At 75.6% G+C, this 15,594-nt stretch carries 11 protein-coding genes; 2 read left to right on the forward strand and 9 right to left on the reverse strand.

Going from position 1 to position 15,594, the window contains the following annotated elements:
• Positions 1 to 18 precede the first annotated feature (18 nt).
• From ABWU78_RS15040 to ABWU78_RS15070, 7 genes are all read right to left on the reverse strand, one after another.
• Entirely contained in the window at positions 19 to 1,215 is a 1,197-nt protein-coding gene (locus tag ABWU78_RS15040; RefSeq protein WP_439158850.1) for a DNA glycosylase AlkZ-like family protein, read from the reverse strand.
• 79 nt (positions 1,216 to 1,294) lie between these two features.
• Positions 1,295 to 2,311, reverse strand: coding sequence for a LacI family DNA-binding transcriptional regulator (locus tag ABWU78_RS15045; RefSeq protein ID WP_141389217.1), 1,017 nt, complete (start codon positions 2,309 to 2,311; stop codon positions 1,295 to 1,297).
• A 55-nt stretch (positions 2,312 to 2,366) separates the two neighbouring features.
• A complete protein-coding gene (locus ABWU78_RS15050; RefSeq protein ID WP_439158851.1) occupies positions 2,367 to 3,923 on the reverse strand; it encodes a glycoside hydrolase family 1 protein in 1,557 nt (518 codons plus the stop codon).
• Positions 3,924 to 4,062: 139 nt separating this feature from the next.
• On the reverse strand, positions 4,063 to 4,983 hold the full coding sequence (locus ABWU78_RS15055; protein ID WP_253053095.1) for a carbohydrate ABC transporter permease: 921 nt from the start codon (positions 4,981 to 4,983) through the stop codon (positions 4,063 to 4,065).
• A complete protein-coding gene (locus ABWU78_RS15060) occupies positions 4,980 to 6,104 on the reverse strand; it encodes a carbohydrate ABC transporter permease (RefSeq protein WP_253053097.1) in 1,125 nt (374 codons plus the stop codon). Before ABWU78_RS15060 ends, ABWU78_RS15055 begins: the two co-directional genes overlap by 4 nt.
• Before the next feature lie 123 nt (positions 6,105 to 6,227).
• Positions 6,228 to 7,562 carry an ABC transporter substrate-binding protein gene (locus ABWU78_RS15065; RefSeq protein ID WP_439158852.1) on the reverse strand — a complete coding sequence of 445 codons (1,335 nt, stop codon included), beginning with the start codon at positions 7,560 to 7,562 and terminating at the stop codon, positions 6,228 to 6,230.
• A 262-nt stretch (positions 7,563 to 7,824) separates the two neighbouring features.
• Complete coding sequence (locus tag ABWU78_RS15070) at positions 7,825 to 8,325, reverse strand: DUF2505 domain-containing protein (protein WP_439158853.1); 501 nt, start codon at positions 8,323 to 8,325, stop codon at positions 7,825 to 7,827.
• Positions 8,326 to 8,480: 155 nt separating this feature from the next.
• On the opposite strand from ABWU78_RS15070, the gene ABWU78_RS15075 reads away from it, so the two are divergent.
• Positions 8,481 to 9,962: a sensor histidine kinase gene (locus ABWU78_RS15075; RefSeq protein ID WP_253053699.1), complete on the forward strand. Its 1,482-nt coding sequence runs from the start codon at positions 8,481 to 8,483 to the stop codon at positions 9,960 to 9,962.
• 181 nt (positions 9,963 to 10,143) lie between these two features.
• Here ABWU78_RS15075 and ABWU78_RS15080 read toward each other — a convergent pair whose 3' ends face one another.
• Positions 10,144 to 10,392: a WhiB family transcriptional regulator gene (locus ABWU78_RS15080; RefSeq protein WP_021481972.1), complete on the reverse strand. Its 249-nt coding sequence runs from the start codon at positions 10,390 to 10,392 to the stop codon at positions 10,144 to 10,146.
• Positions 10,393 to 10,628: 236 nt separating this feature from the next.
• Between ABWU78_RS15080 and ABWU78_RS15085 the strand changes: the two genes are divergently transcribed.
• Positions 10,629 to 11,090, forward strand: a complete 462-nt coding sequence (locus ABWU78_RS15085) for a hypothetical protein (RefSeq protein WP_439158854.1) — start codon at positions 10,629 to 10,631, stop codon at positions 11,088 to 11,090.
• Between the two features lie 14 nt (positions 11,091 to 11,104).
• Here ABWU78_RS15085 and ABWU78_RS15090 read toward each other — a convergent pair whose 3' ends face one another.
• Positions 11,105 to 15,517, reverse strand: coding sequence for an FtsK/SpoIIIE domain-containing protein (locus ABWU78_RS15090; RefSeq protein ID WP_439158855.1), 4,413 nt, complete (start codon positions 15,515 to 15,517; stop codon positions 11,105 to 11,107).
• Positions 15,518 to 15,594 lie beyond the last annotated feature (77 nt).

Below are 15,594 nucleotides of genomic sequence, written 5' to 3' on the forward strand. Positions count from 1 at the left end.
GGACCTCGTGGGTGCGGTCTACGCCGACGAGACGGTGACGGAGGCCGCGTCACGGAACGCGCGCAGGCGCTCCGCCTGCTCGGCCACGGCGTCGGTGAGCCCGGCGTCCCACGGGACCCAGGGGTCGGTGAGGACCGAGAGCCGTCGCCCCGACGCGCGGGGCCGCCAGGTCCCGACGACCTCGCCGCCGGCGAGCACGGCTCCGGGCCGGCCGAGGACACGCCACAGGTCCTTGGCGCGGGCCGCGTCCGGGACGAGCGTCGGGCGGTCGCGGAGCTGGAGGTACAGGTCGTACGGCCCCACGAGCCGGACGACGGGAGCGCCGTCCCCGGGCTGGGCGTCGCGGACGCGCGCCGTGGCGCCCACGAGGTGCTCGACGTCGTCGGCCAGGACCCAGCGCTCGACCGGGCGCGCGCCCGGGTGCGCGTCGGCGACCTCGACGCGCACCGCGTCGTCGGGCCAGTGGGCCCGGACGTCCTTGACCGGCGCCTCGAGGAACCCGGCGACGTCCTGGACGCTCGCGGCGGGGAAGAAGCGCAGGTACCCGCGCACGACGTCGAGGCGCGGCACCGCCTCGGCCCCGAGCCGTCCGTACAGCGACGGCTCGAGGTCGGGGACCCGTCGCAGAACCGGCGGCGACGTGCCGGGCTCGAGCTCGAGCCCGGCCTGGAGCGCGGCGAGCCGGAACGTCTGCTCGTAGCTGTGGGTCGCGCCGCACGACCGGCACCAGCGCAGGTGCGGCTCCGGGAGGTGCTGCGTCAGCCGCGTCGACAGGTCGCCCTTGACCGTGGGCTCGACGACCAGCTCGCGCTCCCACCGCGCCTCGGTGCGCAGCGCGTCGAGCACGGCGACGCCCGCCGCGCGCAGCGGCGCGCTCGCGTCGAAGACCCGCTTGGCGGCGTCGGCCTCCGAGAGCGGGGCGGTGGCGACCGCGACGTCGGCGAGGTCGGCGCGACGGTAGACGTGCGGGGCGCCGCGCAGGGTCCAGGCGAGAGCGAGGGTCGGCGGCAGGCTGCCCGGCCGCACGCCCGGGGCGCCGCGCACCGCGAGGGCCCAGGCCGCGCCGTCGGGCCCGGTGTCCTGCACCCCCAGGTCGAGCATCGTGACGTCGTCGGGCGCGGCGGCCGTGCCCGGTGCCCGGTCGAGCTGCTGGGCGTGCCAGCGTGCCGCGAGGACGTCGGCGCGGGGAAGCGTCATGACAGGTCGTGAGGTCACGGGCCCAGGCTACGAGCGACCACCCACTCGGGGGCCGGTCCGCCGCGGCACCCGGCGCGCGCGTCGCCGCCCGACCGCGTCAGACCGAGTCGCGCTCGACGAGCTCGGGAGACAGGACCTGCGACGCGATCTCGTCCCCCCGCCCGCCGACGAGGTCGAGCAGGAGGTCGGTCGCACCGCGGACCATCTCGACCATGGGGTTCTGGACGGTGGTGAGGGGCGGGACCGTCGAGGCCGCGGTCGCGAGGTTGTCGAACCCGACGACGGACACGTCGCGCGGCACGTCGCGCCCGTGCGCCGCGAGGACGCGCAGCGCACCCTCCGCCATGAGGTCCGAGGCGACGAACAGCCCGTCGACGTCGGGGTGGGCGGCGAGGATGCGCTCCATCGCGGCGGCCCCGCCCGCGACGGCGAAGTCGCCGATCTCGACCGCGTCGTCGGGCAGGCCGGCGCCCTGCAGCACCTCGCGCCAGCCCGTGAGCCGGTCGACGCCGGCGGTCATGTCCTGCGGGCCGGCGATCGTCGCGATGCGGCGGCGGCCCGCCTCGACGAGCCGGCGCGCCGCGAGGCGGCCGCCCTCGACGTTGTCGACGTCGACGTAGAGGAGGTCGGGCGTCGGGCGGAACGGCCGCCCGACGAACACGGCAGGCAGCCGGGCTGCGAGCAGCGCCTCCTCGAGCTCGTCGTCGCGGTGGTGCGACGCGACGATCGCGCCGTCCACGTGCCCGCTGCTCAGGTACCGCACGATGCGGCCCGGCTGCTCGTCGGGCCGCGCGAAGAGCAGGACGAGCTGCAGGTCCGTGCCGCCGAGCGCCGCGCTCACGCCGCGCATCGTGCCCGCGAGGAACGGGTCGGTGAGGATGCGCTCGTCCGGCTCGGGGACCACGAGGGCGATCGAGTCGGTGCGGCGCGTCACGAGGGAGCGGGCGGCGCGGTTGGGCGTGTAGCCGAGCTGGGCGACGGCAGCGTCGACCGCCGCCTGGGCCTCGGGCGACACGCGCAGGCCGCCGTTGATCGCGCGCGACGCGGTCGAGCGCGAGACGCCCGCCGTCTGGGCCACCTCGTCCAGGGTCGGCGCGGAGCGCAGGCTGTTCATCAGGACAGTATCCCGCGCGCGCCCGGCCGACCGCACCGCCCCGCTCACCGTGTCGTCACTCCCCGACGGTGGCGTCCGCGGCGGACGCGTCGCGCGCGGGCACGGCGTCGTCGCGCGCGGGCACCGCGTTGTCGCGCGCGACCTGCGCGTACCACGCGCCGCTCGCCTTCACCGTGCGCTCCTGCGTCTCGTAGTCGACGCGGACGATGCCGAACCGCTTGGTGTAGCCGAGCGCCCACTCGAAGTTGTCGAGGAGCGACCACGCGAAGTACCCGCGCACGTCCGCGCCGGCGTCGATCGCGTCGCGCGTGGCGCGCAGGTGCGCGTCGATGAACTCGAGCCGGTCCTGGTCGTCCACGGAGCCGTCCTCGCCGACCTGGTCGGGGTAGGCCGCGCCGTTCTCCGTGATGTACATCGCCACGCCGCGCGGGCCGGTGAAGTCCCGCTGCAGGCGCGTGAGCAGGCGCGTCAGCCCCTCGGGCTGCACCTCCCAGCCCATGTCCGTGCGGGGCAGCCCGCGCGAGCGGTCGTGCGCGTCGTCGGCGGCGGGGAACGGGGACGACGTCGCGCGGACCGGCGCGTCGTCCGCGCGCTCGTCGCGCACGCCCTCGGGGCGCGTCCCGCCGCCGGACTCGGCCGCGGGCAGCGGGTGCCCCGAGACCGCGCCGCCGTTGTAGTAGTTGACGCCGAGCGTGTCGATCGGGGTCGAGATGATCTCGAGGTCGCCGTCCTTGACGTGGTCGAGCAGCCCGTAGGGCGCGACGTCCTCCAGGACGTCCGCGGGGTACTCGCCGTGGAAGACGGGGTCGAGGAAGATCCGGTTGAACTGCCCGTCGATGCGGCGCGCGGCGTCGACGTCGGCCGGGTCCTGCGGGTCGACCGGGTCGGAGACCGTGAAGTTCAGGGTCAGACCGAGGTTCGCCTCGGGCGCGCGCTCGCGCAGCGCCTGGACGGCGAGGCCGTGGCCGAGCAGCAGGTGGTGCGCCGCGGCGAGGCCGTCCTCGCGCGACTGACGACCGGGCGCGTGCACGCCCGCGGTGTACCCGAGGAAGGCCGAGCACCACGGCTCGTTGAGCGTCGTCCACACGCCCACGCGGTCGCCCAGCGCCTCGTGCATCGTCACCGCGTACTCGGCGAAGAGGTACGCCGTGTCGCGCGACGTCCAGCCGCCCTTCTCCTCGAGCGCCTGCGGCAGGTCCCAGTGGTAGAGCGTGAGCCACGGCAGGATGTCCGCGCCGAGCAGCTCGTCCACGAGGCGGTCGTAGAACGCCAGCCCGGCCGGGTTGACGGCGCCCCCGTCGGGACGCACGCGGGCCCACGAGGTCGAGAACCGGTAGGTGCCGAGGTTGAGGTCGCGCATGAGCGCGACGTCCTCGCGGTACCGGTGGTAGTGGTCGCACGCGACCATGCCGTCGTCGCCGTTCACGACGGCGCCCGGGACGCGGGCGAACGCGTCCCACACGGAGTCCGTCCGACCGTCCGTGTGCCCGGCGCCCTCGATCTGGAACGCGGCGGTCGCGGCGCCCCAGAGGAAGCCCGGGGGCATCTCGACGCGCCCGGTCGCGGTCGCCGGGTTCGGGAGGAGGGGCGCGGACGGGACGAAGCTGGTCATGGGTCGATTGTCCTTCGAGAGGTCGAGGAGTGGCACGCGGGAGGGCCGGTGGGCTGCCCGCGCGACGGTCGGCCGCACGGCCGGTCGCGCGCCACGCCGAGGTGGCGCGCGACCGGGTGCCGCGCGGTGGCGCCGGGCGTCAGCCCTTGACGGCGCCCTGCATGATGCCCGCCACGAGCTGGCGGCCGGTGAAGATGAAGATGACGATCAGCGGCAGGGTCACGAGGAAGATCCCCGCCATCACGAGCGAGTAGTCGACGAAGAAGTTCGCCTGGAGGGACCGCACCACCAGCGGCAGCGTCGGGTTGTTCTGGTTGAGCACGATCGAGGGCCAGAAGAAGTTCGTCCACTGCTGCACGAAGGTGAACAGGCCGAGCATCGCGGCGGCGGGACGCGCCGCGGGGAGCGCGATCGACCAGAACGTGCGGAACATCGACGCGCCGTCGACGCGGGCCGCCTCGATGAGCTCGTACGGCAGCGCCTCGCCCAGGTACTGCGTCATCCAGAAGACGCCGAACGCGGTGACGAGCGCCGGCACGATGACGGCCTGGAGCTTGCCGATCCAGCCGAGGTCCGACATGAGGATGTACATCGGGATGACGCCGAGCTGCGTCGGGACCGCCATCGTCGCGATGACGAACACGAGCAGCGGCCCCCGCCCGCGGAACCGGAGCTTGGCGAAGGAGAAGCCAGCGAGCGTCGAGAAGAGCACGACGGACAGCGACGTGAGCACCGCGACGACCACCGAGTTCCAGGCGGCCTTCCAGAAGTTGATCGCGTCCGAGTTCATGACCTCGGCGAACCGGTCGAACAGGCTCGCGTCCGGGAGGAGCTGGGGCAGCGCGCTGCGCGAGATCTCCTCCGGCGTGGAGGAGCCCAGGATCAGCGTGAAGTACAGCGGGAAGATCGAGACGAGCAGGACGACCCCGAGGATCGTGTACGTGACCCACCGGGGGCGGCGCTGGGTGCCGCCGACGTTCTTCCCGGCGCGGCGGCGTCGGGCGGCCGCGCGGGCCGCACCCGGCCCGGCGGTCTGGGCGATGACGGGGACGGAGCTCATCGCTTCCTCCGGTCGGTCGTGCTGGCGGCGGTCGTGTCGGCATCCGTGTCACCCGTGCTCGAGCGCTGCGCCGACATGGCGCGCTCGGCGCGCAGGCGCTTCTGGGTCTCGCGGCGACGACGGACCCACCGCGGCGGTCGTGGTTGGGCGTTCGACGTCGCGATCCGTCGGGTGACGAGGAAGTTGACGATCCCGACGAGGATGATGAGGAGGAACAGCAGCCAGGCGACGGCGGCCGCGCGGCCGAAGTTCTTCTGGTTGCCCCAGGCGACGTCGTAGAGGTAGAGCACGGTCGTCATCCACTGGCGGTCGGCGCCGCCGAGGCCCTGCGCGTCGAACATGCGCGGCTCGTCGAAGATCTGCAGGCCGCCGATCGTCGACGTGATGACGACGAAGATGATCGTGGCGCGGATCTGCGGGACGGTCACGGAGAAGAACTGGCGCACGCGACCGGCGCCGTCGATGATCGCGGCCTCGTAGAGCTCGCGCGGCACGGCCTGCATCGCGGCGAGGAAGATCAGCGCGTTGTAGCCGGTCCAGCGGAAGTTCACCATCGACGCGATGGCGACATGGCTCGCGAGCGCGTCCGCGTGCCAGCGGATCGGCTCGATGCCGACGACCCCGAGGAGCTCGTTGATGAGGCCGTACTGGTCGGCGAAGAGGCGGCCGAAGATCATCGAGACCGCGACGGGGGCGACGACGTACGGGAGCAGGACCCCCATGCGCCAGAACGTCGCGGCGCGGAGGTTCTGGTCGAGCAGCGCGGCGATCGCGATGGCGGCGACCACCTGCGGCACGGACGACAGGACGAAGATCGAGACGGTGTTGCGCAGCGACTTCCAGAACGTCGGCTGCGCGAGCACGTCCGTGTAGTTCTGGAGGCCGACGAAGTCGCCCTGGCCGCCGAGCAGGTTCCAGTCGTAGACCGACACCACGGCCGTGTACACGAGCGGGAAGAGACCCGTGATCGCGAACAGGATGAAGAAGGGCGAGATGTAGAGGTAGGGCGAGACCTTGACGTCCCAGCGGCTCAGGCGCTGGGAGAAGCCGACGCGGCGCGGCGTGCGCGGCGTCGGCCCGCTGAGCCCCGGGGAGGGCTGGGTGGGCGAGAGGACGGCCATGTGAGGTTCCTGGGCTGCTGGTGACTGCGGGTGGCGGTCGGGCGGCCGCCGGGGCGGCGGCGCCCGGCGGTGGACGCGAGCGGGGCCGGGGCGGCACCGTGGTGCCGCCCCGGCCCCGTCAGGTCACAGGCCCAGGTCCTGGAAGGACTGGAGCGTCTTCTGCCACGAGGACGCGGCGTCGTCGGTCTTCTCGACGTCCACGCGCTTGATGCCGTCCTGGACGGTCGTGTGGATCGAGAAGTAGTTGGCGCCCTTGAACGGCGCGCTGTCGATCGCGAGCGCACGGTTCACGAAGATCGTGCCGACCGGGGCGTCGTTGAAGAAGTCGTTCGTGAACGACTGCACGGCGTCGGACTCCTGTGCCTCGATCTGCGACGGGAACGTGCCCGCGTTCTCGAAGGCCGTCGTCTGCTGCGCCGGGTCGGTCAGCCAGGCAGCGAGCTCCTTCGCAGCCTCGGCGTTCGGGCCGGAGGCCGGGACCGTGAGGAACGAGCCGCCCCAGTTGAGGCCGCCTCCGGGGAAGACGTCGGCGACGTTCCAGCCGGTGACGCCACCCGAGCGCTCCTCGACCGGGCCGGTCATCCACGCGGGGCAGATCATCGTCGCGAAGCCGTCGTTCTGGAACGCGGCGTCCCAGTCGCCCGACCACTGCTCGAGGCCTGCGGAGAGCTCGTTCGTCGTCGACTGCTCGAGGACCGTGTCGTAGATGTCGATGATCGGCTGGTTCGTGGCGAGGTCCTTGGGCGTGCCGTCGGACTCCTCGTACGCGTTGTCGATCTGGTTGACCATCGCCTGCGAGATGGACATCGCGGAGTCGTACCAGGCCGAGTCGCTCGCCGCGACGAAGGTCTTGCCCGCGGCGAAGTAGTCGTCCCACGTCGCGTCCTCGCCACCGAGGAGCTCCGCCACCTCGGCGGGGTCGGTCGGCAGGCCGGCGGCCTCGAAGAGGTCCTGGCGGTAGCAGATCGCGCTCGGGCCGATGTCGGTCCCGTAGCCGATGAGCTTGCCGTCCGGCGTCGTCGCCTGCTGGACCTTCCAGTCCACCCAGCGGCCGTCGAGTGACGAGTCGGTGAGGTCGGTGAAGAGGTCGGGGTACTGCATGAGCTCGGGGAGCCAGTCGACCTCGATGGCCTCGATGTCCGCCAGGCCCTCGCCGCCGGCGGCGAGCTTGGTGGTGAGGTTGGTGCGCGCGTCCTCGGACTTGGCGGCCTTGGTCTGCTTCACGGTGACGTTCGGGTGCGCCTCCGTGTACGCCGCGAGGAGCTCGTCGGTGTAGCCGAAGTCGTTGAACGTGGCGACGGTGAGGGTGATCTTCTCGCCGTCGCCGGAGCCCGTCTCGTCGTCGTTCGAGCCGGAGCCGCTCGAGCACGCGGTCAGGGTGAGGGTGATGGCCGCGAGGCCTGCGACGGCGGTGATCGCCTTGCGGGGCCGGCGGGTCGTACGGGTGCTGCTCAGCACGGTGACTCCCTTGTCGGTGGGGCGGGGTCGTGGCAGCGCTCCCACCACGAAGTGGTAGCGCTTCCACACAACGGCCTGATCGTGCTTTCCCCGCGGAACCCGTGTCAAGCGCCGGAAGGTCGTGACGCAGTGTGGTCGCGCTCCCACGCACGCATCGTCGCAGGTCAGGGCGTTCTCAGGACCTACCGATCGGTCGGGTTCGGGGGAAATCGTTACCGGTTCGAGACCGGCTCCGCGGGCGCGTGCGAGTCCGCGAGCGCCCTCAGCGGCCGAGCCACTCCCGGCCCGCGGCCTCCTCCGCCGCCAGGGCGGCGCGGACGGCCTGCGCGGCGGCCTGCTCGATCGCGCCCCCGAACAGCGGCACCGACGCCTTCACCTCGCCCGCGTAGCGCTCGACGGTTCCCTCGCCGTCCGGGGCGAGGCTCACCGTGCCGGTGAGCCGCACCGGGGCGCCGGTGATCTCGAGCGACACGGTCCCCGACCGCTCGCCGTCGCGCTCCGGCTCCCACGCCTCGGCCTGCCGGATCTCGAGCTGGCCGCCGACGAAGGACCGGACGTGGGCCGGGATCTGGTCGGTGGGCAGGGTGCGGCGGACCGTCACGGTGAAGCCCTCGGCGGCGCTGCCGGTGACGTCGACCTGCTCGACGTGGGCCCCGTCGCCGCCGGAGCGCGCGGCGCGCCAGCGCACGAACTCCTCGTCGGCGAGCATCGCGCCGACCACGGGGACGGCGGCGGGGTAGCGGAGCTCGACGCTCAGGTGCACGGGACCTCCTCGGGCCCTGGGTCGACCTGCCGCCGGCCCGGGCGGGTCGGCCACGGGTCGGTCGCAGGTCGGTCGACGGGTTCGGGCGACCGCGCGCGCGGGCGCTGAGGGGACTCTACCTGTCCGACCCCTCTACGCTGGGGTCCGTGTCTGCCATGAGTGACCTCATCTCCCGCCACGCCGACCTCAGCCCGGCGGACAACGAGTGGTTGCACCTGCTCGTGGGCGACTGGCAGGTGATCTCCGACCTCGCGTTCGCCGACCTCGTGCTCTGGCTGCCCACGACCGACGGCAACTTCGTCGCGGTCTCGCAGTGCCGCCCGTCGACCGGCGCGACCGTCCACTACGACGACATCGTCGGCTCGTTCGCGCCGGAGGGTCAGCGACCGCAGCTCGAGCGCGCGCTCACCGAGGTGCGCTCGCAGCGCTCGCGCGAGCCGCGCTGGTTCGGCGCGTACGCCGTGCGCGAGGAGGCCATCCCGGTCGTGCACGACGGTCGCGCGATCGCCGTCGTCGCGCGGCAGACCAACCTCGGCAGCGGGCGCACGCCCAGCCGCCTCGAGCTCAACTACGTCGAGGCCGCGGACGATCTCGTCGCGATGATCTCGCGCGGCGAGTTCCCCTTCCCGAACGCCGCGACCGGCCCGCGCCGGGGTGCCCCGCGCGTCGGCGACGGCCTCATCCGGCTGAACTCCGAGGGCGAGGTCCTCTACGCCAGCCCCAACGCGCTGAGCTGCTTCCACCGCCTGGGCGTCATCGGCCCGCTCGTCGGGCGGTCGCTCGCCGAGGTGACGGCCGACCTCATCGAGCACCAGACCCCCGTCGACGAGTCGCTGCCGCTCGTGGTCATGGGCCGGGCGCCGTGGCGCACGGAGATCGAGGCGCAGCGCGTCGCCCTGTCGCTGCGCGCGCTGCCGCTCACCGAGTCGGGCCAGCGCATCGGCGCCGTCCTGCTGTGCCGCGACGTGTCGGAGCTGCGCCGCCGGGAACGCGAGCTCATCACCAAGGACGCGACGATCCGCGAGATCCACCACCGCGTGAAGAACAACCTCCAGACGGTCGCCGCGCTCCTGCGGCTGCAGGCCCGGCGCATGGACGTGCCCGAGGCCCGTGCCGCGCTCGAGGAGGCCATGCGCCGCGTCGCGACGATCGCGCTCGTGCACGAGAGCCTGTCGCAGACGCTCGACGAGGAGGTCGAGTTCGACGACATGGTGGGCCGGGCCCTGCGCCTCGCCGCTGACGTCGCGTCCGCGGACACGAGCGTGCGCACGGTCCGGACCGGGAGCTTCGGCCTCGTGCCCGCGGAGGACGCGACGCCGCTCGCGCTCATCCTCACCGAGCTCGTCACCAACGCCGTCGAGCACGGGCTCGCGAAGCAGGACACCGGGACCGTCGAGGTCGCGGTCGAGCGCGAGGGCTCGGCCCTGCGCATCGTGGTCGCGGACGACGGCGTCGGCATGCCCGACGGCGACGTCGCCCGGGCGGGCAAGGCCGCGAAGAGCGGGCTGGGCACGCAGATCGTGCGCACGCTCGTGACGAACGAGCTCGGCGGCACCATCGAGTGGTCGCCGCGTCCCGGCGGGGGCACGCAGGTCGTGCTCGCCCTCGTCCTGCGCGACGGCAACCGCCAGGCCTGAGCGCGCGCGTCCCGGCGGGACCGCCTGGCGCGACCGCCTGGTGGGCCGGCCGGCGGGACGGCCCGGTGGCGCCGCGTGGCGCGACCGCCCGGTACGACGACGGGCCGTCACCCCGGAGGGTGACGGCCCGTCGTCGACCTGCTGCTCGACGCCCGTGGCGGGCGGAGCGCGGTGGAGCGTGTCAGCCGGCGCGGCGCGCGCGGGCGGTGCGACGCTTGAGGGCGCGGCGCTCGTCCTCGGAGAGGCCGCCCCAGACCCCGGCGTCCTGCCCGGACTCGATGGCCCACTTGAGGCACGTGTCGACGACGTCGCAGCGGCGGCACACGGCCTTCGCCTCCTCGATCTGGAGGAGCGCGGGGCCCGTGTTGCCGATCGGGAAGAAGAGCTCGGGGTCTTCGTCGAGGCAGGCTGCGCGGTGGCGCCAGTCCATGGTCGTCGTCTCCTTGGCAGAGGGGAGCCTGGTCGCGAGGTGATGACTCGTCGCGGTGATGCCCGGCAGGGGGCTGCCTGGACCAGGGCTCGAGGCGGGGGTGATTGATGCTTGAACCAGGTTCACACCTCGTGAAGCGCAGCACAAGGGGTTACGAGAAAGTTTCCGTCGCATGAATCGTGAGGTCTTCGTCACACGGGTGTGAAGCCGCAGGTCGGCGCGTACGCTGGGTGATCGTGCCTCCCCGCAAGCCCTCCGGACACCCGCCCGAGCAGCCCCCGACGACGCCCGACCCGGCGCCCGACGGCGGGATGCGGCCCCCGGCGCTGACCGCGCTCCTCGTCGGGGTCGGGATCGAGGTCGCGGTCCTCGTCGTCGGCGCCGTCCTCCTCCTCGTGGAGCTCGCGCGCGGCGGGTCGCAGTCGTTCGGGGTGAGCGTGTTCCTCGTCGTCTTCGCGCTGGGCGTCGCCGCGGTCCTCGCCGCGAGCATGCGCGGCCTGCTGCGGGGGCAGCGCTGGGCGCGGTCGCCCGTCGCGACGTGGCAGATCCTGCAGGGCGTCGTCGCGATCAGCTCGCTCCAGGTCGGCGTGACGCCGTGGGTCGTCGCGGCGCTCGTGCTCGCGGTCGTGGTCCTGGTCCTGCTCATGCTGCGTCCGGTCGTCGAGGCGACGACCCGCGACTCCCGGGCCGCCGCCTGACCCGTCCCGGCGCGTCACGACCGAGGCTCCGACGGCTCGTCCCCGGAGGCCCCTGAGCGTCGAGCGCCCGCCGGGGGCAGCGCGAGCTGCACCGGGGCGAGCCGGGCGCCCTGGACGAGCACCCCGCGCCCGGGCCGCGGCCGCCCCGGCTCGGCGAGCCACTCCAGGCCGCGGCCGAACACCTCGGCGCTGCCGCGCTCGGCCGGCGCCAGCACGATGCCGGCGCGCACGCCGCGCAGGTCCGCGAGCGGACCGCGCAGCGCCGACGCCGCCCCGCCGGTCGTCGCGGACGCGACGAGCACGAGGCCGTCCCGGCACGCCGCCGCGAGCCGCTCGCCCTCGACCACGCAGAGCTGGGCGAGGACGTCCAGGTCGTCGACCACGACCACCCCGGGCGGTCCCGGCCTCTCGCCCGTGCGCTCCCACGGGGTCCTGCCGGTGCTCTCGCGCGTGCCGGCGGTGACGGCGTCGAGGAGCGCACCCACGTCGGCAGGCGCGTAGCGCCGCACGACGGTCGCGCTGGTGCCGGCCTCGGCCGCGAGCGTGTCGTCGCGCGCGACGACCGCCCGGAGGACGCCCTCGCGCGCCAGGTGCCGCGCGAGGAGGGCGAGCGCGCTCGTGCGCCCCGAGCCGGGCGGCCCGACGACGAGCGCTCCCCGCGACACGTCCAGCGTGACGGCGCCGGCGGTGTCGCCGCCCCGGCCTACCGGGACCCGGAGCGCCACGGCCCCGGCCGGGCGTGGTCCGGACGCTGCGGGGCGTGGGGCGGGTGACGCGAGCTCGGCGGTCACGACCCGCTCGGGCACCGGCAGGAGCCGGAACGCGCCCGGCCGCCCCTCTCCGCCCCCAGGACCCGTCCCGGTGCGGCCGGCCGGGGACGCAGTGCTCCCCGGCATCGGCCCCGGCGTCGGCCCCGGTGGTGGCTGCGGGGGCAGGGCGACCTGGCACAGGAGCGGCTCGCCGGGCCCGAGCCACACCGCACGCCCCGCCGGACCTCCCCGCCCCGCGAACGGCGACGGCACGCCCAGCGCGACGTCGTCGTGCCGGTCGCGCGACACCATCGCCGCACGCACCGCGACCAGCGACGACAACCCCGCGACCGTCGGGCCGCCGCACCCGACGGCGACGGCGGTGGGGCCGGCGAGCACGTCCGCGAGCGCGTCCGCGCCGGCCCCGCCCGCCGTCCCCGCGAGCACCGACCGGACGGCGTCGGCGTCGTCCACGAGCAGGAGCGTCCTGTCGGCGCCGTCGATCCCCGCGGGGCGCTCCTGCCCGTCGTCGTGACCCGCGAGCAGCCGCAGGAGGCGGGCGAGGCGGCGCGGGTCGCGGCGGTCGACGACCGTCCCGGTCCCGGGGTGGGACGCGAGGTCGGCGAGCCCCTCGCCGACGGCGTGGACCGTCCAGCCGCGCTCGAGGGCCGCCCACCCCACGGTGCGCAGGGCCGTCGTCCGACCTGAGCGCGCGCGGCCCAGCACCGCGAGGTGCCCGTCGCGCGGGTCCCACCGGACGACCGTCCGGCGCTGGAGGTCCGGCGCGTCGCCGAGCGCGACGGGGAGCGTCGTGGTCTCGGTGCGCGCCGCACCGTCCACGAGGTCGGCCCGTCCGTCGCCCCGGTGCGCCGGGTCGTCGGGGAGCCCGCCCGGCCCGAGGGCTGCGTCGTGAGCCGCCGCCGTGGCCGTGCGCGCGACGTCGGCGAGGTCGTCCTGCGCGACCCGGTCCGGCAGGGCGGGCAGCCACGGCGGCGGCGCCGGGCGCAGGCCGGCGCGCTCCGCGACGTCGCGGGCCGCGGTGACGATCCGGGGAAGCCGGTCGTCCCGGGCTCGGGGCGCTCCTGCGTCGGGAGCGTCGTCGTCGGCCCGGGAGGTGCGACGGGGGAGCCTGCGTGCGACGGCCCACGGGGGAGCAGCGCGGGCACCCGACGCCGGGACGGGCGACGGCGCCCCGGCGCGGGCGCACTGCACCGCGAGCGGCGGTTCGGCGCCCCGGCGCAGGACGAGCCGCCCCGGCACCGAGGCCGGGACGAGCGCCGCGAGCGGCGACTCGACGACGTCGCGCGAGTCCGCGACGTCGACCACCCGCAGGGCGAGGCGCAGGGTGATGTTGGTCCGCACGTCCGCGCTCACCGCCCCGGCGGGCCGCTGCGTCGCGAGCACCAGGTGCACGCCGAGCGAGCGACCCTGGGCCGCGACCCGCAGCAGGCCGGGCAGCAGGTCGGGCAGGTCGTCGGCGAGCGCGCGGAACTCGTCCACCACGACGACGAGCCGCGGCAGCCGGCCCCGGGGCAGCTCGTCGACGCTCGTCGCCCCCGCGGCCGCGAGCACGCGCTCGCGCCGGTGCAGCTCCGCCCGCAGCCCGGCGAGCGCGCGCCCGGCGAGCCCCGGGTCCAGGTCGGTGACCGTGCCCACGACGTGGGGCAGCCGGCCGCACGCCCCGAAGCTCGCGCCGCCCTTGAAGTCGACGAGCGCGAACGACAGCTCCTCCGGGGAACGGCCGAGCGAGAGCCCCGCGACGAGGGTCTGCAGGAGCTCCGACTTGCCGGCGCCCGTCGTCCCGGCGACGAGCACGTGCGGGCCGTCGCGGACGAGGTCCACCGTCGCCGGTGCGCCCCCGGGCCCCACCCCGAGCACCGTGCACAGCCCGGAGCCGTCGCGTCGCGTCGCGTCCCGCCAGCGTGCGCCGACCCACGCGGCGAGGTCGTCCGGCGCGTCCGGCAGGCCGAGGAGGTGTCCGAGCGAGACGTCCGGCGGCAGCGAGGGCGCCGTCGGGTCGCCGGGCTCGTGACCGTCCGGGTCGGTGCCGACGAGCCGGCCGAGGTGGTCCGCCGCCGCGAGCCGTCGGGCGAGGGCGCAGGCCCACTCCGCGCTCGCACCGACGTGCTCGCGCACGGTGCGCGCGTCGTCGGGGCCGGTGACGACGGCGGTCGGGCCGGAGACGTCCACGACCGTCCGGCACCACGCCGGGACGCGCGCCGCGTCGTCCAGCACGAGGAGCACGTCGATCGCAGCAGGCGCGAGCCGTTCCCAGGCTCGTGAGAGCTCGCCCGCGGTGGGGGCGCCGTCGACGACGAGGACGGACGCCGCACCGGGCTCCGGCCGTGCGTCGTCCAGGGACCCGACGACGCCGGCGCGCGGGAGCCAGCGGCACCAGGCCCAGTCGGCCGCGGCGTGCGACGGGTGCCGGACCGTCGGCACGGCACCCGTCGTCAGGAGCTCCCCGAGCACGGCCCGTGCCGCGGCGAGCGCGGCGGGGCGCGGGCCCACGACGGCGACGCACCCGTCGGGCAGCCGCACCGGGAGCGCCGGGGAGCCCGCGGTGCCGTCGCCCGGCCCGGCGGAGTGCGTGGTCGGAGCGGCGCCGACCACGGGCGGAGCCGGGGCGCGGGCCGGGACGACGGGGGCGATGCGGGCGACCGTCGCCCAGGTGAGCGCGTCCGCGGGCCGCGGTCGCAGCGGGTCGACGGGGGTCGCGGCTCGCGAGCGGTCGGCGTCCGACGTCGGCGGGGCGACGGACGCCGGTCCCGGCGCGCCACCGGGCCGTCGGCCCGCGCGGCGTCGGCGGGCCTCGACGAGGGCGGGAACGAGGAGCGCCAGCGGCCCGGCGAGCGCGAGCAGCGCGTACAGGGGCTGGCGGAACGCCACGGCGAGGGTGAGCGACGCGACCGCGGGCGCGGCTGCGGCAGGGAGATGGCTCCCGCTCGGTCGGCCCGGCGACGTGTCCCGTGCGGCGGGGTCGGCGGGGCCGGTGCGCGGACCGTGCACGAGGTCGGGGCGCGGGCGCAGGGCGTAGGCGCCGCGACGCGTCACGAGCGCGTCGCCCTCGCGCCAGCGGACCCCGCGCCACGACGGGACCCGGCGACCGGCCCGGGCCGGTCGCGCGAGGAGGACGGCCGCGTCGTCGGGGACGCGTCGGGTACCGCGCGGTGCGCGGACGCGGACCCGTGCGCCCCGGCGCGTGCTGCGCCAGCGGACGCGCAGGTCGTCGACCCGGGCCAGGCCGCGACGCGCCTCGTGGCGGCCCACGGGCACCAGGCGACCGGCGTCGGCGCCGCCGAGCACCGCGACGTGCCACGGCGCGGCCAGCACGGCGTCCGGGCGCGCCGCCCCTGCTGGGGTGGCCCCGGCACGACCGCGCGGCGCGAGCGCGACCGTCGCCCCGGGGAGCAGGGGCCGGGTCCCGCAGCGCTGGTCGTCGTCGACGGGGACGCCGTCCACGAGCAGGGCGGCGGTGCGCAGCTCGGGTCGGCACACGAGGTCGGCGAGACCGGCGCGCACGTCGCCCAGGCGCGCCCCCGCAGGGAGCAGGACGTCCGTCGCGGGGTGCACCGTGACGCGGAGCCAGGCCTCGCCCGCGGGTGCGGTACGCGCCGGCGGGGACGGGGACGCGGCGGGATCGAGGGAGCGCGACGGAGGGGCGAGAGCGGGCGGCACCCGGCGAGGGTGCCCGACGGAGCGGCCTCGTGCCCGGGAACGCGCGCGCCCCTGTTGGAGGGGGGTCGTCCCCCGGG

It is taken from the genome of Cellulosimicrobium sp. CpK407 (assembly GCF_051844275.1).
In the GTDB taxonomy this organism is placed as follows: Bacteria; Actinomycetota; Actinomycetes; order Actinomycetales; family Cellulomonadaceae; genus Cellulosimicrobium; species Cellulosimicrobium cellulans_G.